General features: G+C 52.8%; 20 protein-coding genes. 8 read left to right on the top strand and 12 right to left on the bottom strand.

What is annotated here, in order from left to right:
- Positions 1-8: 8 nt before the first annotated feature.
- From TH30_RS08650 to TH30_RS08615, 8 genes are all read right to left on the bottom strand, one after another.
- On the bottom strand, positions 9-1280 hold the full coding sequence (locus tag TH30_RS08650; protein ID WP_114097671.1) for a glycosyltransferase family 4 protein: 1272 nt from the start codon (positions 1278-1280) through the stop codon (positions 9-11).
- Between the two features lie 21 nt (positions 1281-1301).
- On the bottom strand, positions 1302-2504 hold the full coding sequence (locus tag TH30_RS08645; RefSeq protein WP_114097670.1) for a glycosyltransferase family protein: 1203 nt from the start codon (positions 2502-2504) through the stop codon (positions 1302-1304).
- 133 nt (positions 2505-2637) lie between these two features.
- The gene (locus TH30_RS08640) at positions 2638-4212 is read right to left on the bottom strand and encodes an MBL fold metallo-hydrolase (RefSeq protein ID WP_114097669.1); all 1575 of its coding nucleotides are present in this window, start codon (positions 4210-4212) and stop codon (positions 2638-2640) included.
- 89 nt (positions 4213-4301) lie between these two features.
- Positions 4302-5555, bottom strand: a complete 1254-nt coding sequence (locus tag TH30_RS08635; protein ID WP_114097668.1) for a molybdopterin molybdotransferase MoeA — start codon at positions 5553-5555, stop codon at positions 4302-4304.
- 34 nt (positions 5556-5589) lie between these two features.
- Positions 5590-7350, bottom strand: a complete 1761-nt coding sequence (locus TH30_RS08630) for an ABC transporter permease (protein WP_114097785.1) — start codon at positions 7348-7350, stop codon at positions 5590-5592.
- Between the two features lie 158 nt (positions 7351-7508).
- Positions 7509-8534, bottom strand: coding sequence for a Fe(3+) ABC transporter substrate-binding protein (locus TH30_RS08625; protein ID WP_114097667.1), 1026 nt, complete (start codon positions 8532-8534; stop codon positions 7509-7511).
- A 238-nt stretch (positions 8535-8772) separates the two neighbouring features.
- Positions 8773-9789: a Fe(3+) ABC transporter substrate-binding protein gene (locus tag TH30_RS08620; RefSeq protein ID WP_114097666.1), complete on the bottom strand. Its 1017-nt coding sequence runs from the start codon at positions 9787-9789 to the stop codon at positions 8773-8775.
- Between the two features lie 179 nt (positions 9790-9968).
- Positions 9969-10802: a 3'-5' exonuclease gene (locus tag TH30_RS08615; protein ID WP_181850188.1), complete on the bottom strand. Its 834-nt coding sequence runs from the start codon at positions 10800-10802 to the stop codon at positions 9969-9971.
- A gap of 336 nt (positions 10803-11138) precedes the next feature.
- Here TH30_RS08615 and TH30_RS08610 point away from each other — a divergent pair, with 336 nt between their 5' ends.
- Positions 11139-12173 (top strand): ABC transporter substrate-binding protein, encoded by a 1035-nt coding sequence (locus tag TH30_RS08610; protein ID WP_114097665.1) that lies wholly within the window; start codon positions 11139-11141, stop codon positions 12171-12173.
- Between the two features lie 81 nt (positions 12174-12254).
- Here TH30_RS08610 and TH30_RS08605 read toward each other — a convergent pair whose 3' ends face one another.
- Entirely contained in the window at positions 12255-12797 is a 543-nt protein-coding gene (locus TH30_RS08605) for a MarR family winged helix-turn-helix transcriptional regulator (RefSeq protein ID WP_114097664.1), read from the bottom strand.
- 251 nt (positions 12798-13048) lie between these two features.
- On the opposite strand from TH30_RS08605, the gene proV reads away from it, so the two are divergent.
- From proV to TH30_RS08580, 5 genes are all read left to right on the top strand, one after another.
- Entirely contained in the window at positions 13049-14254 is a 1206-nt protein-coding gene (proV, locus tag TH30_RS08600; protein ID WP_114097783.1) for a glycine betaine/L-proline ABC transporter ATP-binding protein ProV, read from the top strand.
- On the top strand, positions 14247-15371 hold the full coding sequence (gene proW, locus TH30_RS08595; protein WP_114097663.1) for a glycine betaine/L-proline ABC transporter permease ProW: 1125 nt from the start codon (positions 14247-14249) through the stop codon (positions 15369-15371). Before proV ends, proW begins: the two co-directional genes overlap by 8 nt.
- Positions 15372-15472: 101 nt before the next feature.
- Positions 15473-16489: a glycine betaine/L-proline ABC transporter substrate-binding protein ProX gene (proX, locus tag TH30_RS08590; RefSeq protein WP_114097662.1), complete on the top strand. Its 1017-nt coding sequence runs from the start codon at positions 15473-15475 to the stop codon at positions 16487-16489.
- 204 nt (positions 16490-16693) lie between these two features.
- Complete coding sequence (locus TH30_RS08585) at positions 16694-17557, top strand: ABC transporter permease (protein WP_114097661.1); 864 nt, start codon at positions 16694-16696, stop codon at positions 17555-17557.
- Entirely contained in the window at positions 17557-18594 is a 1038-nt protein-coding gene (locus TH30_RS08580; RefSeq protein WP_114097660.1) for a quaternary amine ABC transporter ATP-binding protein, read from the top strand. The genes TH30_RS08585 and TH30_RS08580 overlap by 1 nt, the downstream gene beginning before the upstream one ends.
- A 9-nt stretch (positions 18595-18603) precedes the next feature.
- On the opposite strand, the gene TH30_RS08575 is transcribed toward TH30_RS08580, so the two are convergent.
- Positions 18604-19092: a M67 family metallopeptidase gene (locus tag TH30_RS08575; RefSeq protein ID WP_114097659.1), complete on the bottom strand. Its 489-nt coding sequence runs from the start codon at positions 19090-19092 to the stop codon at positions 18604-18606.
- Between the two features lie 36 nt (positions 19093-19128).
- Complete coding sequence (locus tag TH30_RS08570; RefSeq protein ID WP_114097658.1) at positions 19129-19509, bottom strand: hypothetical protein; 381 nt, start codon at positions 19507-19509, stop codon at positions 19129-19131.
- A gap of 286 nt (positions 19510-19795) precedes the next feature.
- Here TH30_RS08570 and TH30_RS08565 point away from each other — a divergent pair, with 286 nt between their 5' ends.
- The gene (locus TH30_RS08565) at positions 19796-20794 is read left to right on the top strand and encodes an RluA family pseudouridine synthase (RefSeq protein WP_258548658.1); all 999 of its coding nucleotides are present in this window, start codon (positions 19796-19798) and stop codon (positions 20792-20794) included.
- Between the two features lie 109 nt (positions 20795-20903).
- Positions 20904-21770, top strand: a complete 867-nt coding sequence (gene rpoH / locus TH30_RS08560) for an RNA polymerase sigma factor RpoH (RefSeq protein WP_114097657.1) — start codon at positions 20904-20906, stop codon at positions 21768-21770.
- A 115-nt stretch (positions 21771-21885) separates the two neighbouring features.
- Here rpoH and TH30_RS08555 read toward each other — a convergent pair whose 3' ends face one another.
- Positions 21886-22362: a hypothetical protein gene (locus TH30_RS08555; RefSeq protein WP_114097656.1), complete on the bottom strand. Its 477-nt coding sequence runs from the start codon at positions 22360-22362 to the stop codon at positions 21886-21888.
- Between the last annotated feature and the right edge of the window lies 1 nt (position 22363).

Genomic DNA, 22363 nt, shown 5'->3' with positions numbered 1-22363 from the left:
CGTGTCTCCTAAACTGCTTCGGGTTGTCGGGTGATCGTTTTGTTATCTTTGGAGTCTGTGACACCAAACCGGTGCGCAAGCTCCTTCATACCACGATAGAACGAAAAATCCCGACGCACGATTTCGTTGCCTTTGCTGCCCATTTCATGGCGCAAGGCGGGGTCGGAAATCACCGTTTCCAATGCCTTGGCCAATGCATCAGGATCGCGTTCCGGTACCAGTTTACCATTCACACCATCGGCAATCAGTTCGGGGATCGCGGAAATAGAGGTCGACACAGCAGCCAGGCCACAAAGCTGTGCTTCCATCAAGACATTGGGCAGACCATCGCGGTCACCGTCCTGTTCGATCCGGCTGGCAAGTACAAAGAGATCGGATGACTGACAGGCTGTAATGACTTCCTTCTGATCACGTGCGCCACGCCAGTCACATTTCGCGGCGATCCCGAGATCGGACGCCAATTGTTTGTATTTGCCATCGCTGCCACCGCCAATATGGATAAATCGCCAATGCAAATCCGCAGGAAGCTTGGCAAATGCACGGAGCAAGTCATCATAGCCCTTCTTCCCCACCAGACGTCCGACCGAAAGGATCGTTACCGGATCATTGGCATCACGACCGTCCCGGCTTGGGCGTTGTGGAAGTTCTTCCGGAAAGCGCGAAAAATCCAGACCGTGATAAAGCAGGTTCACCTTTTCAGGATCTTCTGCAAGCTGGCGCAGATAATCCACATTGGCCTTCGTACATGTCACAAGCCAGTCCATATCGCGCAGCTTCTCGCGCATGTCCCAGTCTTCACTGGTGTAAATATCCTTGGCATGGGCCGAACATGACCATGGCAGTCCCCGTATGATCGCGCAGTAACGTGCAACAGATGCCGGGGTATGCAGGAAATGGGCATAGATGCGTGTGATATCGTCGGGAAGTTCGGCTGCCATCACCAGCGCCTGCGCAAAGCGGCGCGCACGGTTTGATGTACGATCCCGGCGATAGTCCTGCCACCAGATATTTAAAGCACGACGATAGCCCGGCAGCTTGCGTGCCTTTAGCCATCCACGCAGAACCCGCATTGGTTCCTGATAGACATATTCAGGCAGGTAGTCGACCGCACCGGTGATGCGATCATTGATCGGGTGGCGTTTTTTATCTGTCGGGTGACGCAAAGACACGATGCGATACGGGATACCCGCCTGCTGAATGCCCAGAATTTCCTGCGCAATAAAGGTTTCCGACAATCGCGGATACCCCTTCACCACGATTGCGAGATTGTCGCGTGTCATTAATTCTGTTCCCGGTGATACTTATTCAGCAGCCATTTGCGGCGGAAGCCAGCGGTCAACCAGATCGCCAACGCGATCAAGCCCGCCCATCAGGTTCGGCACCGTCACGTGCGACGGCTTTGGCTGGTTGATCAGTCCGTGAAGGGCATCTGCCATTTTGCGCGGATCACGACCACCCCTCTCGGTCAGCATCTTAACCAAACCAAGCTTTTCAGCTGCTGACGCACGAACGTACTGTTCAAGTCGCGGTACCGTTCGCGGCACGATTACGGCCGGCTTGTCAAAGGACAGGATTTCGCAGAACGTATTGTATCCACCCATTGCAATGACACCAGCCGATCTGTCCATCAGCATCTCAACATTGGCATCAAAGGTAATAACCGAGAGTTTATCGATCTTCTCGGCACGTTCCATGAAGGCTTTTTGTTCGGCAGGAGGCATGAACGGCCCCAAAACCACCAGAGACGGAACAGCAATGGTCGGATCTGTCTCATAGGCACTGATCACCCAATCGACCAGATTGATGCCATCCCCGCCACCGCCGGTGGTAACAAGGTAATAGGGCTCTTCTAGACCAAGGGCACCATGCTCGGGCGTTGGACGCCGGGTCGCGGTACGCGGCAGATAACCGGTATAGGCCATCTTGTCTTCCACACCTTCAGGCAAGTCGATACCTTCAAGCGGATTACAGATTTCCTGCAGACCATAAACCCAGATCTCGTCATAGAGATCGGCAAGAGCCGGAACACATTGCTTGCGATCCCATTCCTCACGCAGATTGACCGGATCATCCATCACATCGCGCAAGCCCATCACCAAGCGGGTGCGCCGATGGCGCAACATCTTGAGCGTGGATTCCACCTCGCCGCGCAGGCCAAGCGGTTCTTTATCCACGATAAAGATGTCGGGGTTAAACACATCGGCAGTATGCTGAATGATTGACTCGCGCATCGCTAAAATCTGATCGACATCGATATTCAGATTAAGCGACGTATATTCACCGTTAGAGAGTTTTATAACCCCCGGAATACGGACAAAATCGACTCGCGAACGGAACTCGAAACTGCCAATAATCGGCGACCCCGAAAGAATCAGAACTGAAACATCATCACGACGTGAAACAAGTGCGTGTGCAATTGTCCGGCAACGGCGCAAATGGCCGAGCCCGAACGTATCATGACTGTAAATTAGAACCCGATAGCCGGTGTTCCCCACGATAGACATATACCCGCCCGTATGCGTAGTGATCCTAAATATTCTGCCAACCTGACCTCAGGGTGACAGCATATCTCTTATTGGCAAGCCGATCCGTAATCGACCAATCCGGCTTGCAATTGGTTTCCCATGATAATTGCTCTCACACTGACCGGATATCGCGCAAGAGTTTTTCGAGCAGTTCACACCTTTCGCTTCCTGTTTTAAGTCCCTGTAGCTTCTCGGAAAGCGCCGTAATCGTGCCTGCATACATATTATGCCAATCATCACATGAAAGTTCTTTGCCCGAGAGTCTGGGCTTGTTCTGAACGATATGCAGCGTACCTTTTTGCAAGGTCACCGTTTCATCAAGCATTGGCATGGAAATCTTTTCAGCCGGGATCTCATTGGCAATCAGAACATGCTGGAACGCCGTACGCGCGCCCTCCTCACCATGCGTAAGGAAAATCCGCTTGGACACAGGTAGTCTGTCACGTGTCCAGCGCAAGAGCATGTTCTGATCTGCATGTCCGGAATAGACATCAAGCGTTCGAATACGCGCATGTACTTCTATTTCTTCACCGTGAATTCGGACATGCTTGGCCCCCTGTTGCAAGACACGCCCGAACGATCCGGCCGCCTGGAAACCGACCAGCAACACCGTGCAATTCGACCGCCACAAATTGTTCTTGAGGTGATAACGGATACGTCCGGCATCACACATGCCACTGGCCGACAAAATGATGGCGCCGCTTGTGATGCGGGCAAGCTGCTTGCTGGCCTCGACATCCGGAATCATGTGGAACTTGGGATGTTCCAATGCACGCGCATCATCTGCATTCAGATGCCGGGCAAAGACTTCGGTCGCGTGCTGGGCAAGCGGACTATCAATGAAGACATTTGCTTCGGGCAATTGGCCACGATTAAACAGATGTGCGAGATCAACCAGAAGCTCCTGGGTACGTGCGACCGCAAAGCTCGGGATGACAAGGTTTCCACCGGCTGATAATGCTTCGCGAACTTCTTTGCCCAGCATGGCACGACGTTCTTCGTCATTAAGATTGGGACGATTGCGATCGCCATAGGTTGTCTCGACAAACAGATAGTCAATATCCGACGGTGCCTCGGGGGCCTCGTTAAACACGGCCTCGCCCGTACCGACATCACCTGAAAACAGCAATCGTGTCGGCTTGGCATCCTTGTCCTTCGCTGCGCACTCAATCTCGATTGAGGCAGATCCAAGCAAATGACCTGCATCCCAGAAACGGGCGCGCACGCCTTCGATAACAACCTGCCATTCGTGATATTCGACAGGTTTTAGCTTCGAAAGCGTGTGCTCTGCATCCTTGCGAGTATAGATGGGGGTTACTTCCGGTCGTCCCCGCCGCGCATTGCGCCGGTTCAGGCGTTCGACCTCGCTTTCCTGAATATATCCGGAATCCGGAAGCATATAAGTCAGCAGATCACAGGTCGGTTCTGTCGCAAGAATGGAATTGTCAAATCCCGCCTTTACCAGTTTGGGTAGCAATCCCGAGTGATCGATATGTGCGTGGGTTAGAAGAACTGCCGATATTTCTTCGGCCTTGAACGGGAACGGACCATAGTTCAGTTCACGGACAGTTTTACTGCCCTGGAACATCCCGCAATCAACCAGGAACTTTCCATGATCGGTTTGCAGCAAATAGCATGACCCGGTGACACCACCAGCAGCACCACAAAACGTAACTGATACGGTCATTCCTGTTCTTCCTTCTGCACGTCAACAAGTCTGCAAGGTTTCAGGAATCACCCTGTCATTGCAATGATATGGATCACTTTTGGAATGGTTTATTGCAAACCGCACAGCGGCAAATACAACACCACATCCCCCTTCGACACCTTGCCGCAATCTTCGGGAATTTCAACAAGCCCTTCGGCCCACACCATGGATGACAGCATCCCCGAACTGGTCGAAGCAAATACCTCGGCTTCGAATTCACCATCATCATTCTGAATCAGCCGGGCACGCAACCACTCCCGACGGCCTGTACCCCGACTGAATTCAAAACCCGCACGAACCGGCATGCGCACCGGTACTGTTTGCGACTTGTCTGCCCCCATCACATGACGCAGCAACGGCATCACATAAAGAAGCCCCGAAACCAGAACCGAAACCGGGTTCCCCGGAAGCCCGATCACCAGACAATCACCGATTTTACCACGCATCAGCGGCTTGCCCGGCTTTATGGCAAGCTTCCAGGCCGTAATTTCGCCAAGTTGATCGACAACCGGCTTGAGCAAATCAGCCTTGCCTACAGAAACGCCGCCTGATGTCATCACGACATCATGACTATTCGCCGCATCCTGAAGCGCATTGCGCAAAACGTCAAAATCGTCTGCCAACAATCCCAGATCGGTTACCACACATCCGATCTCGCGCAGCATTCCAATCATCGCAAAGCGGTTGGAGTCATATATGCCACCAGGCGGCAAAGGATCACCGGGCTTTGCAAGTTCATCACCGGTCGAAAAAACAGCAACACGCAAGGGTCTGGATACCTTAAGGCTGCCATAGCCCTGACCGGCGGCGATCGCAACGTCCTGCGGGCGCAATATGGCGCCTGCTTTCAGAACGATGTCACCTTGCCTGATATCTTCACCAGCCCATCGAATATTTTGATGCAACACCGTTCGTGCGATGACATCGGAACTGATCTCGATACATGTTTCAGCCTCGTTCGCGCTCACATTCTCCTGAATGATGACGCAATCAGCCCCGTCGGGAATGGCCGCTCCGGTGGCTATCCGAATAGCGCAACGATCCGGAAGGTTTCCTTCATAGGGATGCCCGGCCAGCGAAGCTCCAACAACGTCAACCGGCCCGTTTATCGCCGCAAGATCGGCAAAACGCAGCGCATAGCCATCCATCGCCGAATTATCGACCGAGGGTACTGAAACCCGGGCCGTCACATCTTGGCGAAGGACAGCACCGTAACAGTCGGTCAAAAACCGATCTTCGACATCATGGTGCACCGGCACTTCGGAAAATGCGATGTCGATCGCCTCTGAAAGCAATGTCAGTCCGGGTTTGATATTCTGCATCTTGGTCTTCACCCGATTGGAACGCGCTAAGTGTTCAGGATTTACCGCCGTGGCCCGGACGTGATTTGGAAATCGCCCGGCTGAGCATAATGACTGGCACCACGCCGACAAGAACAATTGTCAAGGCACCAAGAGCCGCCTGTTCGATCATTTCGTCCTTGGCATACTGGTAAACGTGGGTCGCCAGGGTATCAAAATTAAATGGTCGCAGAATAAGGGTTGCTGGCAGCTCTTTCATCCCGTCGACAAACACCAGAACAGATGCCGCCAGAATGCCGCCGCGCACCATTGGGAAGTGAATGCGCTTGAGGGTTCCCCAAGGACTTTCGCCAAGGGTTCGTGCCGCATCATCCATGCTGGGTCGCACTTTGCCGAGTGCGGCCTCGATCGAGCCGTAAGACACTGCCATGAAACGTACGGCATAGGCGAACACAAGCGCAAATACTGTCCCGCTAAGCAAAAGCCCCGTCGATATCCCGAACGTATCACGCATGATCGCGTCCAGGGCATTGTCAAACCGTGCAAACGGAATAAGCACGCCGATTGCCAGAACCGCGCCGGGAACGGCATAGCCGACCGATGACAGGCGAACAAAGAACTTCAAAACCGGCTGCGGGAACAGACGCAATGCATAGGCCATAAACAACGCACACCCAACGGCAAGCGCTGTTGCCAGGCCCGAAACAAGAAGGCTGTTGCCTGCAAACTCGAAGAAATCCGCCGTCCAGCTCTGATCGAAATAGCCGACTGAATAGTAGATCAGTACCGTTGACGGGATCACAAAACCAAGAACGATCGGCAAAATACAGATTGCAAGCGCACCTGCCTTGGCCACCGGGCCGAGGTCATAACCCGGCAGTTCCTGATACCGGTTTGTCGTATCATGAAAGCGCTGACGACGACGGGAATAGCGTTCAATCACCAGAAGTGCAATCACCACTGCCAACATAGTCAGTGCGATCTGGGCAGCACCGCCCGCATTCCCCATGCCAAGCCAGACGTTAAAAACGCCAGCGGTAAGAGTGTGAACAGCAAAGAAATCGATGGTGCCGAAATCATTCAGCGTTTCCATCAGCGCGATCACGACACCAACAACGATTGCGGGACGTGCCAGGGGCAAGGCCACGGTCACAAACGAGCTCCAGGCGCTACGCCCCAAAACACGGGCCGCTTCGATAACGCAAATTGACTGTGCTAGAAAAGCCGCGCGGGCCAGCATATAGACATAGGGATAAAGTGTCAGGCTCAACACCATGATCGCCCCGCCCTTGGTCCGGATATCAGGGAACCAGTAATCGGCAGCCGACTGCCACCCATAAATGTCACGCAGAATACCCTGCACCGGCCCGGCATATTCCAGAAGGTCGGTATAGACATAGGCAACAATATAGGCCGGTACGGCCATCGGAAGCAGCATCGCCCATTCAAAAAACCGTTTTCCCGGCAGTTTGCACATGGTGACAACCCAAGCTGCCGATACACCGATCAGCGTCACCCCGATGCCAACGCCAAGCATCAAAACAGCGGTATTCTTGACATACCGTGGCAACATGGTCGATGCCAGATGCGGCCAGATATTCTCTGTCGGAAAGAATGCCAGATAAGCGACGGCAATGATCGGCGCTGCCACCATCATTGCAATGACAAAGGCACCAATCAGCCATAGAGCCGACTGCCCGCGCGGCAACCAGCGCATGGCAACATTGCCACTTGGCATGCGCATCGGATCAAGTGTTTCTGTGACTGCGGCTGGACGAATATCATCGTCCTTTGGCGTATGACATGCGTTGTTCAAGGCAGTTTCCGTCTCAGTCGTCGAAGGCAACTTCATCAAGAAGCTGTTAGGCCAGGTTCTGATAGCCTGCAATGATCGTCAAAGGCAAACGTTCAGACGAAATTCACCCAAAGAACTCGATATTCCCGGTCAACCAGTCATGATCAAGGGCCTTGCCCCTATTCGTTGAATCCCACTTCATCAATCAGACGGATCGCAGCGCCGCGATTGTCCGCAATCGTGTTCAAAGACAGTTCATCATGCGTAAAGGTTCCCCAAGAACGAACCATTTCGGACCAGGCTACCCCCGGTTTGACCGGATATTCGAAATTAACATCAGCATACATGTGCTGCGCTTCATCCCCGGACAGGAATTCGACCAGCTTGATCGCATTTCCCTTGTTCGGAGCGTTTTTCATCAAGGCAACACCGGAGATATTGACATGCGTGCCACGGTCGCCCTGATTGGGGAAGACGATCCTTACCTGCTTTGCGGCGGGCGCCTTGTTCGGGTCATCAAGCATCTTGCCGTAATAGTAGGAGTTACCGATAGCGACATCACAAACACCCTGTGAAACGGCCTCGATCTGATCAATGTCAGCCCCCTGCGGCTTGCGCGCGAGATTGTCCTTGAGCGCCATCAGCCAGGTTTTGGTGTCTTCCAGACCATGGTGGGCGATCATTGAGGCTATCAGGGCGATATTGTAAACATGCATGCCCGAACGCACACAAATGCGTCCCTTCCATTTCGGATCGGCAAGATCTTCATAAGTCGAAATCGCAGCCGGTGCCACGCGGTCGATAGAGGTGTAAAGCACGCGCGCACGGGTCGTCAGACCAATCCAGAGATCATTCTCGTCACGGAATTGCGCAGGGATGTTTGCTTCGAGAACATCACTTGAAATAGGCTGAGCGATATCGGCATCAACCGCATCCTGAATACGACCGATATCAACTGTCAGGAGCAGGTCCGCCGGACTGTTGCGACCTTCATGCTTGATGCGCTCCACCAGACCGCTTTGCGAAAACAGAGTATTGACACGAATACCGGTTTCCTCGGTAAAGCGTTTGAACATCGGCTCAATCAGGAACGGCTGTCGCAAGGAATAGACATTCACTTCTTCTGCTGCATGTGCGGCCTGAACCATCGAAAGCCCCATTGCAGCCGCGACCAGACCATAGACCGTTTTGCGCAGAAAGATCATGAGTGCCTCTTGATAGATACGCCGCAAGAATGCGCAGCAATTAGGAATGATTTGTATTCGCCTCTGGCGAAACTAAAGGTCAGATGGCATTCCTTGCAAGTCCCAAAACCACATATGAGCCATGTTAAAGGGCCGCCTCACCTGCAAATCCGGCGCTTCCCGGCACTGCGCATGAATGCAAAAAGGGATGGCAAGATGCCATCCCCTGAAGAAGTTCGACTGGAAGGTCTCAAAGGACCTACTCGTTATAGCCGATGGTATCGACCATTTTGATCGCATCGGGATTCAAGCGAGCAATATCGGCAAGCGGCAGTTTATCTGCTTTGAACGTGCCCCATGATTTGACATTCTCCGCCCAGTCGACACCCGGCTTGACCGGATATTCGTAGTTGACCTCGGCATAGATTTTCTGTGCAACGTCGCCCGTCAGAAATTCCATCAGCTTGACCGCATTGTCGCGGTTCGGAGCATCCTTGATCAGGCTCATGCCGGAAATATTCATCGACATGCCACGATCATTCTGGTTGGGGAATACGATATTTACCGACTCTGCCCACGGGCGCTGCTCTTCATTCTCAAGCATCTTGCCGTAATAATAGGTATTGCCGATGGCAATATCGCAGACGCCTTCCTTGATCGCCTTGACCTGACCACGGTCATTACCCTGTGGTTTGCGGGCAAGGTTGTTTTTCAGGCCTTCAAGCCATTCCTGCGCCTTTTCTTCGCCATGGACAGCAATCATCGACGCAAACAACGCGACGTTATAAACGTGCGTACCCGAGCGCGTGCAGACGCGCCCCTTCCATTTCGGATCAGCAAGGTCTTCATAGGAGGTGATTTCACCTTCACCCACACGATCCTTGGAGGCATAGATAGCACGTCCACGCTGGGTCAGGGCGAACCAGCGACCTTCCGGATCACGCAGATGCGCAGGAATATTCGCATTGATCACGTCATTGGACAAACTGTCGGTCACACCGGCGTCCACGGCCTGCTGAATACGACTGATATCAACCGTCATCAGGATATCTGCCGGGCTGTTGGCACCTTCCTGCTTGATGCGTTCAACCAGACCTTTTTCAGCAAAGATCACATTGACCTTAACGCCGGTCTCTTCGGTGAACTTTTCAAACAATGGTGCAACCAGAAATTCCTGACGCAAGGAGTAGACATTTACTTCCTGCGCACTGGCAAGGCTTGCGGCAACAACCGTCGCACCAAATGCAGCAGCACCGATAATCTTCCTGAATTCCATTTGAACGATCCCTGTTGAACGTGATTACGTCTCTATTCCACCTAATTGCAAATCACTTGCAACCGCACTTGCAATTAAGAGCAATCCGCACGCAGTTCAACAGCCATTGTCAAATGGACCATCGCAAGTGTGAACAATGTCACACATTAGAAACTGTTAATTCACGGTAATTTTCCGGATCAAAGAACGTTGAATGATCCGCCACTTGATACACGCCAGGCATCCAGAAACTCCTGATAGGCCGGAACGTCCCCTGCCCGTTCTTCAAGCCAGCCAACAGTCAAATTAATGGCGTGATTATAGCCATCATGATCGGTCAGTCCGGTATGAAGCGCATGTCGCAGATACAACAGATAGGTATTGAGGACATCGGTCTCGCAATAGCGTCGAATAGCGTCAATCTCGCCATTGTCATACATGTCCGAGACCTTGCTGCCATCAACCCCGGTCTTGCCCGGCAGATCAAGGGCCGCACAGACTTCGTTCATTTTGGTACGCGCTGATGCCCCGTAATCAGACAGGACTTCCGCCAGATCACAATGCCAGTTTGGCGCATAGCGTGAGGTGTAATTTTCCCACTTGTTTGTTGCCTGATGCAACCAGCGCGCCGTGACACCATGTTTCATCGCCCGGTATTTCAGGACCGGCAAGTCGAAACCACGGCCATTGAAGCTCACAAGCCTCGGGTAAAGCTTGCCGCAATAGGCAAAGAACCCGTTCACCAGGTCCTTTTCCTCGGATGACAATTCTCCGCCTGATCGCAACTCTTCGATCTCGTACATCTCAAGATCACCGTCACGCTGGATGGTTGCCCGAAGGAAACTGATCGCAACAACCTTGTGAAACGGTTGGCGCGGGAACCCATTGCGCCCACTGGTGATTTCCAGGTGGTACTCTTCAAGCATCTTGCGACCGGTTTCGGGGTCTGGTGCGGTTTCCCCGGTCAGTTGCGGCAGCACATCGATATCGGGCACGGTTTCGATATCAAAAACGAAAAGACTGGAATGCATCATGGCTGGCCCCAAAGGTTTGTTTTGCCCAACATAACGACAAGCGTTTCGAAATTCACAGGAATATTGGCGCGAACTGACAGCAGTTTACCTGACATCTCCTGACATAACTGTCAGGAGCGGTATGCAATGATCCCGACAACCAAACGTCATCACGTAACGGTTATCTGACATGCCGGGGGTTGCAAGATTTTTGAACCCACGGTTAAACTTGCACCACCTGTATCAGGGGCACGGTCTGGCTCATTATAAAACCAAAACCAAATTGAGCACGCGCATATACCGCAAAGACGGTGCATTTGATGCGATTCCGGACCGCAACCACGAAGGGACAGAAGGATGAAAACCCTGCCTACCGGAGCCGCAATGCTTATGGCCGCAGGCCTTGCATTTTCCACATTCAGTTCAAGCGCGCAGGCACAGGAAACGTCCTGCGAAATAGATCGTCCGGTGATGTTTGCCGGATTGAACTATGACAGCGCACTGTTTCACAATGCCGTTGCACGTTTCATTATTGAAAAGGGATATGGCTGTAAAACCGACGCACTGCCCGGCGACGTCATTCCACTTTTGACCGGGGCTGGCAGAGGCGATGTTGATGTCGTCATGGAAATCTGGCGCGACAATGTTGCTGATGCATGGAAAAAGGCAGAAGCCGCAGGAACCGTAAGCCAGATCGGCGTAAATTTTGACGATGCAATCGAAGGCTGGTTCGTGCCACGCTATGTGGTCGAAGGCAACGCCGAACGCGGGATCGAACCGATGGCACCGGGTCTTAAGTCGGTTTCCGACTTGCCCAAATATATCGATCTTTTTGATGACCCCGAAGAACCCGGCAAAGGACGTTTCTATAACTGCCCGTCGGGCTGGGTTTGTGAAAAGGTCAATTCGGCAAAATTACACGCCTATAATCTTGATGAAAGTTACACAAACTTCCGTCCTGGCACAGGTGCGGCACTTTCTGCGGCCATTGCATCAGCCCACAAACGCGGGAAACCGGCCCTTTATTATTATTGGGGACCAACGTGGGTCATGGGGCTTTATGACAGTTACCGGCTTGAAGAACCCGCCTATGATGCGGCGATTTTTGACAAGCTCAAAACCGATCCCGCCCCGGCCAAGGCAACAGCCTATCCGCAAAGCACGGTGACAGTTGGCGTCAATACCGATTTCATGAAATCTGCACCCAAACTGGTCACATTCCTGACCCATTACGAAACAAGTAATTCACTGGTTTCAGAAATGCTGGCCTATATGCAGGAAAACAACGAAAAACCCGAAGGGGCCGCCCTTTATTTCCTGCAACAGAAACCTGAAATCTGGAAGCCATGGGTGCCAGATGCCATCGCGGAACGGGTCGAAAGCGCGCTTTAAGATTTGGCGGCCCGAGAAACGATCTGAACAAATCAAACAAGGCGCAGCGAGATATCTGCGCCTTGTTTTGTGCAGATATGTCTATGCGTCTTCATTGAATAGATTTCCATATTGTTGATCGGTCGGTTCGTCATCTGCAGAAATAATGTTACGACCCGTTGGCGGACGCGGATCCACATCATCAGGCGCCATCAGATGGGCGACCTGTTGCAGTGACGCCAGAATTTTCTCACGTTCCTTCTGTCCCAGCATTTCATAGGATTGCATGAAATGCCCGTCCATCAGTGGCGGTGTATTGATCAGAACATCGCGCCCCTTCTCCGTCAGGCTGCTATTTACCACGCGCTTGTCACAAGCATTGCGCGCGCGCGTAATGAAACCGCGCGCCTCAAGACGGTTCAGGATCGTCGTTACGGTTGCCTGACTAAGCGAGACATGGCGTGAAATCTCGCGGACAGTCACTGCCCCCAACTCCTCAATCGCCAGCAAAACAACCAGCTGCGGAACAGTAAGACCACAAACCTTCATCACATGTTTTGAATGAAGGTCTGTTGCCCGGATGATTTGTCTCAAAGCGACAAGAACATCTAGAAATTCCTTACGCTTTGGCTGTTCCGATCTCATATTGACGTCGCTCCCACACTTGCTGATTTGGCCTAACTTAACGTCACTATCATTTGACATCAAATGTTTTGAACTGTAACTATCTGTTTGGCGAATATAACGAGACTTGGGGGAACCTGCGCCCGAATGACGGCAATACCGCCAGCGTTTTGCGGGTCTCACAATGAAAAACCGATGAGCAATCCGGCTACGTCAAAGCTTTTCCTTTGGCGATGTCAGGCATGTTCATTGCCAAAAATCGACAAGGACTCATGACCGAAAAAATCGTTGTAAAAGACCTTTATAAAGTCTTTGGCGAACGTCCTGATCAGGCCATGCAAATGATCAATGACGGTATCGACAAAGACGAAATTTTTGACAGAACCGGACAGACCGTGGGTGTATGCGGCGCCAATTTCACCGTCCATGAGGGTGAAATTTTTGTTGTGATGGGTCTTTCAGGTTCTGGCAAATCCACGCTGGTTCGTTTGCTCAACCGCTTGATCGAACCGACATCCGGTCAGGTTCTGTATGATGGCGTCGATATTGCAGCAATGTCGGACGAAGAACTCCGCGCCTTGCGTCGTCGCGACATGGCCATGGTGTTTCAGTCCTTTGCCCTGATGCCTCACCTTTCGGTTATCGACAATGCGTCCTTCGGCCTTGAACTCGCTGGAATCGACGAGGCAGAGCGGCACAAGCGCGCCCTTACAGCCCTTGATCAGGTCGGGCTTAAGGCACATGCAAATTCTTATCCGGATGAATTGTCGGGCGGCATGCAGCAGCGCGTAGGCCTTGCGCGCGCACTGGCCAACGACCCCGCCGTCATGCTTATGGATGAAGCTTTCTCTGCCCTTGATCCGCTAATCCGGACCGAGATGCAGGACGAGCTGCTTACACTTCAGCGCGAACATAAACGCACAATCATCTTCATTTCGCATGACCTTGATGAAGCCATGCGGATCGGTGATCGCATCGCGATCATGGAAGGCGGGATCGTCGTTCAGGTTGGAAGCCCCGAAGAAATCCTCAACAGTCCGGCCAATGACTACGTCAAGTCATTCTTCCGCGGCGTTGATGTATCAACCATCCTGAGCGCCAAGGACATCGCATCCAAGCGCCAGGTAACAGTGATCGAACGCGAAGGTGTCGGCCTTAAAACCGCGCTTAACCGTCTGCGCAACGAAGACCGCGAGTATGGCTATATTGTTGGCGACAAGCTTGATTTCCACGGCATCATTTCCGTCGACACCCTTGATGAAGCCATCAAGTCCGGAGCAGACAAGCTCTCGGCCGCCTTCCTTCCGAATGTCGAACCTGTGTCGCACGACACCCAGCTTTCCGAACTGATCGGCACTGTGGCCCACGCGCCATGCGGCGTTCCGGTTGTCGGAGAAGACGGGAAATATATGGGCGTAATCAAGAAAGCCAACCTTTTGGCGACCCTTGACCGGGAAGGAGACGGCACCAATGGCTGATAGTAGCAATCCCTGGGGCCAGACCACTGACACCGGCTCCGCAGAAACATCTGGAACCACAGCAGGCAGCAATCCTTGGGGAAGCGCGGCCCCGGCAACCCCGGATTCAGCCGCAAGCGGTCCGGGCGGCAGTGCGGGTGGTGATGCGGCCGGGTCAACAGACTGGCTGTCCAACGCGGCCCCCGCCCCGGAAAAACATTTCGATATCCTTCACCCATTTCAGGATGCGGTGATCCCGCTTGATGGCTGGGTCAATGACGGTCTTGAATGGATTGTTACGCATTTCCGCGGTGTATTCCAGGCCATTCGCTGGCCGATTGATGCAGTTCTGACCGGCGTTGAGTCCGGCCTCCAGGCAACACCGGCGATCATTGTCATTCTCATCATGGCCCTGATTGCGTGGCAGCTTTCCGGCCGTCGACTGGCTATCGGAACCCTGATTTCAATGATTGTGGTTGGTTTGATCGGGGCCTGGTCCGAAGCCATGGTCACCCTTTCACTTGTCATCACATCTGTATTTTTCTGCGTTGTCATCGGACTTCCGACCGGCATCTGGCTTGCGCGCAACGAACGGGCATCCAATGCGGTGCGTCCGATCCTTGATGCAATGCAGACGACCCCGGCCTTTGTCTATCTGGTGCCGATTGTCATGCTGTTTGGCATTGGCAATGTGCCGGGCGTGGTCGTGACCATTATCTTTGCCCTGCCCCCGCTGATCAGACTGACCATTCTTGGCATCCGTCAGGTCCCCGGCGATCTGGTCGAGGCTGCCCGTTCGTTTGGTGCCAGCCCCAAACAGCTTCTGTTTCGTGTTCAGCTTCCGCTGGCCATGCCAACCATCATGGCTGGTGTGAACCAGACACTGATGCTGGCTCTTTCGATGGTGGTGATTGCCTCCATGATCGCGGTTGGCGGTCTGGGCCAGATGGTTCTGCGTGGCATTGGCCGACTGGACATGGGGCTGGCGACCATTGGCGGCATTGGCATCGTCCTGCTTGCCATCGTCCTTGACCGGATGACCCAGGCACTGGGTCGCGATCAGCGGTCCAAGGGTACGCGCCACTGGTACGAAAGCGGCCCTGCGGCCGTCGTCCGGTCCGTATTTGGCAAAAAGTAACATCCATTCCCGAAATAGCCGATGGAACCATTCCCGGTTCCATCGGTTTGGAGAACAGGGACAGACAAACTGTCCCAGGCTCATAAAACCAGGAGAAGCTCATGACGATCCTTAAGAAACTGACAACTGGCGCTGTGATCGCTGTTACCGGCTCGATGCTGATGACCGGCACGGCCTTTGCCGACCATCACATGCCGGGCAAAGGTGTTGAAGTACAGCCGCTTAAAAGCTCGATCGCCGAAGAAACCTTCCAGACCCTGCTGGTCATGAAGGCACTTGAAGAACTTGGCTACGACGTCAAGCCAATCCAGGAAATCGAATATGCCGCCGGTCACGTTGCAATTGGCAATGGTGACGCGACCTTCCTTGCTGACCACTGGAACCCGCTACATGCCGATTTCTTCACGGCTGCTGGTGGAGATGACAAAATCTATCGCAAAGGTGTGTATTCACCGGGCGCGCTTCAGGGTTACCTGATCGACAAGAAAACGGCTGATGAACACAACATCACCAATGTCAGCCAGCTTGCTGATCCGGAAATAGCCAAACTGTTTGACAATAACGGCGACGGCAAAGCCGACCTTTCGGGTTGCAACCCGGGCTGGGGCTGCGAAGCTGTGATCGAGCATCACCTTGATGCCTATGATCTGCGCGACACCGTCACCCATAATCAGGGTTCCTATTCGGCCATTATCGCCGATACCATCACCCGTTACAAAGCCGGTGAGTCGATCCTCTATTACACCTGGACCCCGTATTGGGTTTCCGGCGTTCTCGTACCGGGCAAAGACGTAACCTGGTTGCAGGTTCCGTTCTCGTCACTTCCGGGCGAGCGTAAAGACGCTGATACTTCCCTGCCGGATGGTTCGGACTTCGGCTTCCAGGTGAACAATCAGCAGATCATCGCCAACAAGGCATGGGCAGAAGCCAACCCGGCGGCTGCAAAACTGTTTGAAGTCATGGAAGTTTCCGCAAATGACATCTCGGCCCAGAACCTGCGCATGCGCGATGGTGAAAAATCCGCCGAGGATATCGGCCGTCATGCGGATGCATGGATCAAGGGCCATCGCGAAATCTTCGACAAATGGCTCGAAGAAGCACGTGCTGCTGCGAAGTAATTCCGGTATGCACATCTGACCAGTTTCAGATTGGCAAATACCACACCCCGCAGAAGAAATTCTGCGGGGTGTTTTCGTGCCAGGACCAACCAAAATCTGTCAGGAGATGTCAGGCACCCTTCGATTTACGGTCGCATGAGAAGAACGATCTTGTTAGGCTTTGAGGCTCATTGATTTTTTGAGCAAAACGGGCACCTCACCGCCATGTTTCCAGAACAGTTGAATGTGCCTTTGGGCAAGTGGGTCAATCAGTTCGTTGATTGGCTGGTCATCAATTATGGTGCCGCGTTCGAGGCCTTTGCAGACAGCCTGTTAACTGTTCTGGTCGCACTGGAACAGGTATTGCGCGGTGCGCCCTGGTGGCTGGTGCTGATTGCCATTGCTGCCATCACCTGGCATGCAAGCCGGAACTGGAAGCTTGTCCTTGGCTTGGTGGTTGCAATGTTTGTCATTGGGACACTGGGCCTTTGGGACAAGGCAATGCAAACACTCGCGCTGATGATTGTGGCCACATCCCTTTCTGTCATTATCGGGGTTCCGGTCGGGATTGCCATGGCGATGTCAAATCGTCTGCGCGCGATCATGTTACCGATCCTTGATACCATGCAAACGATGCCAAGTTTTGTGTATCTGATCCCTGCCTTGATGCTGTTTGGACTGGGCAAGGTTCCGGCCATTCTGGCAACCGTTATTTATGCAGCACCACCCGTCATTCGCCTTACCGATCTGGGCATTCGCCTTGTCGATCCGGAAGTTCTTGAAGCATCCCGGTCATTTGGTGCAAGCCGCAAACAGATCCTGTTTGGCGTCCAGCTTCCCCTTGCGCTTCCCAATATCATGGCCGGAATTAACCAGACGACGATGATGTCGATCTCGATGGTTGTAATTGCCTCAATGATTGGCGCACGCGGTCTGGGTGAACAGGTCCTGATGGGCATTCAGCGCCTTGATGTTGGCGCCGGCATGGAAGCCGGTATTGCCATCGTCCTTCTGGCGGTTGTCTTTGACCGGATCGGTCAGGCCTATGGCAAGAGATCCCAGCGCACCTCCAGTGGGGAGGATGCGTGATGAGCTACATTGAAATACGCAATATTTTCAAAATTTTCGGACCAAACCCACAAGCTGCACTTGAACTGGCAAAATCGGGATCAGACAAGGAGGAAATCCTTGCCAAAACCGGACACACAGTTGGTCTTGATGACGTATCCCTGTCAATCGAACAGGGGGAAACCTTTGTCATCATGGGCCTTTCGGGATCGGGAAAATCGACCCTTATCCGGCACCTGAACCGCCTGATTGACCCGACTGCTGGCGAAATTTCCTTTGGCGGAGAAAATATTCTGGCAATGGATATCCCGACCCTGAATGCCTTTAGACGCAAGCGTCTTGGCATGGTATTCCAGCGGTTCGGCCTTCTGCCCCATCGTAACGTGATGGATAATGTGGCTTATGGTCTGGAAATTCAGGGCACAGATCGCAAGACCCGCGAAGACATTGCACGCAAATGGATCGAACGGGTCGGGCTTGCGGGCTACGAAAACAAGTTTCCCGATCAGCTTTCCGGCGGCATGCAGCAACGCGTCGGCCTTGCCCGTGCCCTTGCCACCGACCCGGAAGTTCTTCTGATGGACGAGGCATTTTCGGCCCTTGATCCGCTGATCCGCTCAGACATGCAGGAAGAGTTGATGAAGCTTCAGGCGGAGCTTCACAAAACCATCGTCTTTATCACCCATGATCTCGACGAGGCACTGAGGATCGGGGATCGGATCGCGATCCTCAAGGACGGCAAGCTTGTTCAGGTTGGGCGCCCCGAAGAAATCATCCTTAACCCTGCTGATGATTACGTTCAGGCCTTCACGCGCGATGTAAACCGCGGAAAAGTTCTTCGTGCCAAAAGCATCATGGAACCCACAACCGGCACGATTTCAGGAGATCAGGCGGATACAAGCCAAGTGGTGCGTCCTGATACGGTCCTTGACGACATACTGCCAATGGCACTGGCGAGTGATCAGGCGATCAGGGTTCTGGATCGCAATGACAAGCTGATCGGCACGATCAAAAGACAACAGGTCATCACCGCCCTGTCTCATTCACCGGCCAATTAAGACGATCCGTTAAGCCGTTGCCGATTGGATGACCTGACAACGGCGAAAATAGCGGATGGTTTCACCACCATTAATCTGTGCAGGTGACTGGTGTTGCGCGCGGTACATTCCAAATTGCAAGACACCGCTTTGATCGGTAGCGATGATCAGCCAAAGAAAACCATGCACATCAGCGCGAGCGCGATCTGTGGTCGATGGCAGAACATTGCCGTTGGGATGGGAATGGAAACAGCCGACAACAGCCTCGTCACGGCCCCGCACGGCGCGATAGGTATCAATCAGGGTCTGGGGATCAATTTCAAAGGTTTTGCGTGGCTCTGTAGCAATATTGCGCGCCGGAACAATACGACGGATATGAGTGGGGCTTTGATTTGAAGCGATCAAAAGACCACAACATTCCTCAGGCCAGCACCGGGCGGCAAGATCGCAGATTTCGTCATGCAGGGCGGACGAAATGAATACAGTTGCGATATCATCAGAATTTCCCTGATCTTCCATTACTCGCCCTGCCCTGTTTGGCGACCTTCACACCGCTTATTGAGCGTCCGGCTCCAGCAGGATGCGCCCGATTACTTTTTTGTCTGTCAGCGAAACGACAACAAGACGAGCCCCCATTCCATTCGGGTCTTCGATCTGCAAAATCGCCTGCGTGCCCTGCACGCTATAGCCGACCAGAAGCTCACCCGGTTCAATCTTTATCTTGATATCACCAAATGCGGGGATCGACGTCACAGACAGCGTTTGAATGCCTTCTGCTGCATTCTCGCCCGCGATCGGGACGACCGGGGCTGGCATGACATTCGACACGTTTTCGTCCTTGGCGTTTTTATCAAGCGACAATCCATAGGCAACAAGCCCGATGCCGATCACGATCAGCACGCCCATAAACAACACCAAGGCCTTAACTACACGCATCGTCTTTCAACCGCCCAACCTGTTGGAAAATAGTATGATCGGATAATGGACCCAATCACGCAAAACACTTTTCAAGGCCATAGCGACAAGTAAGGATAAATGCAAGGTAACAACATCACTTGCGCACGCCGGTCCTGTTTGGGCACAACAGGTATTTATTGTCGTTTGTCTGTCTGATCCGATTTCTTGCATTTCGTTGCAATCGCGCACAAAACGGCTACAAGCTGCGCTGAAGACGGCTTAACCAGTTTCAAAGCATATCCCCCATACAATAACATTCAGACACATGACCGATTGTGACCAGATGCCAGAAGAACTCAGCTATATCGCGACCGCCGATGACGAAGGAGCCCGCCTTGACAAGGTGCTGGCAACCGCATGGCCCGAACAGTCGCGTTCGCGCATCAAGTCATTGATCGAGGACGGCCACCTTAGTCTGAACGGGACTGTCGCACGCAAAATGTCGGCAAAGGTCAAACAGGGTGATGTTTTCAGCCTTGTTATTCCGCCCGCCGAGGCTGCAGAGCCGGTTGCCGAGGATATCAAACTCGACATTCTATATGAGGATGATGACCTTTTGGTGATCAACAAGCCGGCTGGCATGGTTGTACATCCGGCTGCGGGTAATGAAAGCGGAACACTTGTGAACGCGTTGCTGGCCCATTGTGGTGACAGTCTGTCGGGGATTGGGGGCGTGAAGCGGCCGGGTATCGTTCATCGCCTGGACAAGGACACCAGCGGCGCAATGGTCGTTGCCAAAAATGATATGGCCCACAGAGCCCTCTCGACCCTGTTTTCCGAAGACAAGGAGAATATTGATCGAGCATATCTTGCCGTAGTGTGGGGCGTTCCAAAACCACTGGAAGGCGATATAGAAGGCAATATCGGGCGCAGCCCGCGCAACCGTAAGAAGATGGCCGTTCTTAAAAATGCGGGAAAATACGCACTAACTCATTACAAAACCCTCGAGATTCGTGACGACTCGTTAGCATCTCTGGTTGAGTGCCGCCTCGCAACCGGTCGGACGCACCAAATCAGGGTTCATATGACCCATATCGGTCACTCACTTGTTTGTGATCCGGTCTATGGCAGGAATAAAAATTCACAGAAGTGCAACTTCAAGACGCAAGAATTACTGAACGCATTCAACAAACAGGCTCTACACGCCAGAACACTTGGCTTTGTCCACCCCCGTACCGGTAAATATATTTCTACAACCGCCCCCTTGCCAGACGACCTGAAAGACCTCATTGAAAGCCTAAACCTATCCCATGGGGTAGGTTGACCTAACCTTTATGGTCGAAAAGTCATTGACGACATCTAATACCCCCGTATAAGCTTCAGATGGTGCTAGGGGATAACAGCACCATTACGAAGCATAACGGGAGGCTTCAATGAAACAGGGAAATGCTCTTCCAGTAATCTCTCAGGATGGTCTGACAGTATATCTACAGCGTATCCGCCGTTACCCGATGCTTACCCCGGAACAGGAAACGACGTACGCCTGTAATTTCCGTGACAAGGAATGCGACAAGTCGGCGGAAAAACTGATCACCAGCCACCTTCGGCTGGTTGCCAAGATCGCCATGAGCTATCGCGGCTATGGCTTGCCTTTGAATGAACTGATTTCCGAAGGCAATGTCGGCCTGCTGCAATCCGTCAAACGTTTCGACCCTGACAAGGGTTTCCGTCTTGCAACCTACGCCATGTGGTGGATCCGCGCAGCAATTCAGGAATATATCCTTCATTCCTGGTCACTTGTGAAAATGGGCACCACAGCAGCACAGAAGAAGCTGTTCTTTAACCTTCGCAAACTCAAAAGCCAGATGCAGGCCATTGATGAAGGGGATCTGTTGCCTGAACAGGTCGAGCTCATCGCGACCAAGCTGAATGTTTCCGAAGACGACGTGATCATGATGAACCGCCGTCTTGCCGGTCCGGATCATTCACTTAATGCGCCTGTCCGGATTGACGGTGATGGCGAATGGATGGACTGGATCGAAAGCGAAGATGAAGACCAGGAAACGCTTTTTGGCAAACGCGAAGAATTCCTTCAGCGCATGAATATGCTCAAGAGCGCGATGTCACATCTCAATGACCGCGAACGCGACATCCTGACACAGCGTCGCCTGCTTGAAAGCCCGGTAACACTGGAAAATCTTAGCGTTGCTTACGGTATTTCACGCGAACGCATCCGGCAAATCGAAGTTCGGGCCTTTGAAAAAGTCCGTAAATCGATCCATAGCGATCTGCCACACTAATCAAATTGCAGGAATAGTCTGCTTATATTTCCCCCCTTGCAACAAACTACGGCGGACATAAAGTCCGCCGTTCTTTTGTTCTGTTCAGGAATTTTTGAGACAGAAAGTAGTGGGATCAGTTGCCGGATCGATCCACTTCCTTAATCAAACTGTCCCCCCATGTCTTGATCAGAGTGCGCTGTTTTTTACGCAGCTCCCCTACCCGACGCTGGGCTGAGAGGTTCAGTACATTCGCAACAATTGGCGGCATTGCCAAATACAGCAGCCAGCCGAGCCCGGCGGCGCCATACATAATTGACAGGGCCAATGGCTGAAAGATTTGCTGGGTTGCACCACCAACGGTTTGGGCAGGGACAAGCCAGAGCTCAAGGATATAGGGTGCAACACCCGAAAAATTCAGACCAAAGACACAGCGTGCCATTGTCCGTCCCGGGCTGCGATCAAAAATGAAAGCAACCATCGATGGCAACAACCCGACAACCAGGGTGATAAAGGTCGGGAGTGCGACGATAAATAACAGCACTGCCGAGGCAACAACCGACAATCCGGAAAATGCGCTGCGCCCCTTTTTAGGGCTTCTACCTCTTGCCATG

Source organism: Thalassospira profundimaris (assembly GCF_003326795.1).
Lineage (GTDB): Bacteria > Pseudomonadota > Alphaproteobacteria > Rhodospirillales > Thalassospiraceae > Thalassospira > Thalassospira profundimaris_C.
This window is presented reverse-complemented; position numbering and strand designations above follow the sequence as displayed.

Coding starts and splice junctions, on each gene's coding strand:
- TH30_RS08570 (WP_114097658.1), bottom strand. CDS start 19,509: ATGCGTGTAGTTAAGGCCTTGGTGTTGTTTATGGGCGTGCTGATCGTG.
- TH30_RS08650 (WP_114097671.1), bottom strand. CDS start 1,280: ATGACACGCGACAATCTCGCAATCGTGGTGAAGGGGTATCCGCGATTG.
- TH30_RS08645 (WP_114097670.1), bottom strand. CDS start 2,504: ATGTCTATCGTGGGGAACACCGGCTATCGGGTTCTAATTTACAGTCAT.
- TH30_RS08625 (WP_114097667.1), bottom strand. CDS start 8,534: ATGATCTTTCTGCGCAAAACGGTCTATGGTCTGGTCGCGGCTGCAATG.
- TH30_RS08565 (WP_258548658.1), top strand. CDS start 19,796: ATGACCGATTGTGACCAGATGCCAGAAGAACTCAGCTATATCGCGACC.
- TH30_RS08585 (WP_114097661.1), top strand. CDS start 16,694: ATGTTTCCAGAACAGTTGAATGTGCCTTTGGGCAAGTGGGTCAATCAG.
- TH30_RS08575 (WP_114097659.1), bottom strand. CDS start 19,092: ATGGAAGATCAGGGAAATTCTGATGATATCGCAACTGTATTCATTTCG.
- TH30_RS08610 (WP_114097665.1), top strand. CDS start 11,139: ATGAAAACCCTGCCTACCGGAGCCGCAATGCTTATGGCCGCAGGCCTT.
- TH30_RS08620 (WP_114097666.1), bottom strand. CDS start 9,789: ATGGAATTCAGGAAGATTATCGGTGCTGCTGCATTTGGTGCGACGGTT.
- TH30_RS08615 (WP_181850188.1), bottom strand. CDS start 10,802: ATGATGCATTCCAGTCTTTTCGTTTTTGATATCGAAACCGTGCCCGAT.
- TH30_RS08555 (WP_114097656.1), bottom strand. CDS start 22,362: ATGGCAAGAGGTAGAAGCCCTAAAAAGGGGCGCAGCGCATTTTCCGGA.
- TH30_RS08640 (WP_114097669.1), bottom strand. CDS start 4,212: ATGACCGTATCAGTTACGTTTTGTGGTGCTGCTGGTGGTGTCACCGGG.
- TH30_RS08605 (WP_114097664.1), bottom strand. CDS start 12,797: ATGAGATCGGAACAGCCAAAGCGTAAGGAATTTCTAGATGTTCTTGTC.
- rpoH (WP_114097657.1), top strand. CDS start 20,904: ATGAAACAGGGAAATGCTCTTCCAGTAATCTCTCAGGATGGTCTGACA.
- proX (WP_114097662.1), top strand. CDS start 15,473: ATGACGATCCTTAAGAAACTGACAACTGGCGCTGTGATCGCTGTTACC.
- proV (WP_114097783.1), top strand. CDS start 13,049: ATGACCGAAAAAATCGTTGTAAAAGACCTTTATAAAGTCTTTGGCGAA.
- TH30_RS08580 (WP_114097660.1), top strand. CDS start 17,557: ATGAGCTACATTGAAATACGCAATATTTTCAAAATTTTCGGACCAAAC.
- TH30_RS08635 (WP_114097668.1), bottom strand. CDS start 5,555: ATGCAGAATATCAAACCCGGACTGACATTGCTTTCAGAGGCGATCGAC.
- proW (WP_114097663.1), top strand. CDS start 14,247: ATGGCTGATAGTAGCAATCCCTGGGGCCAGACCACTGACACCGGCTCC.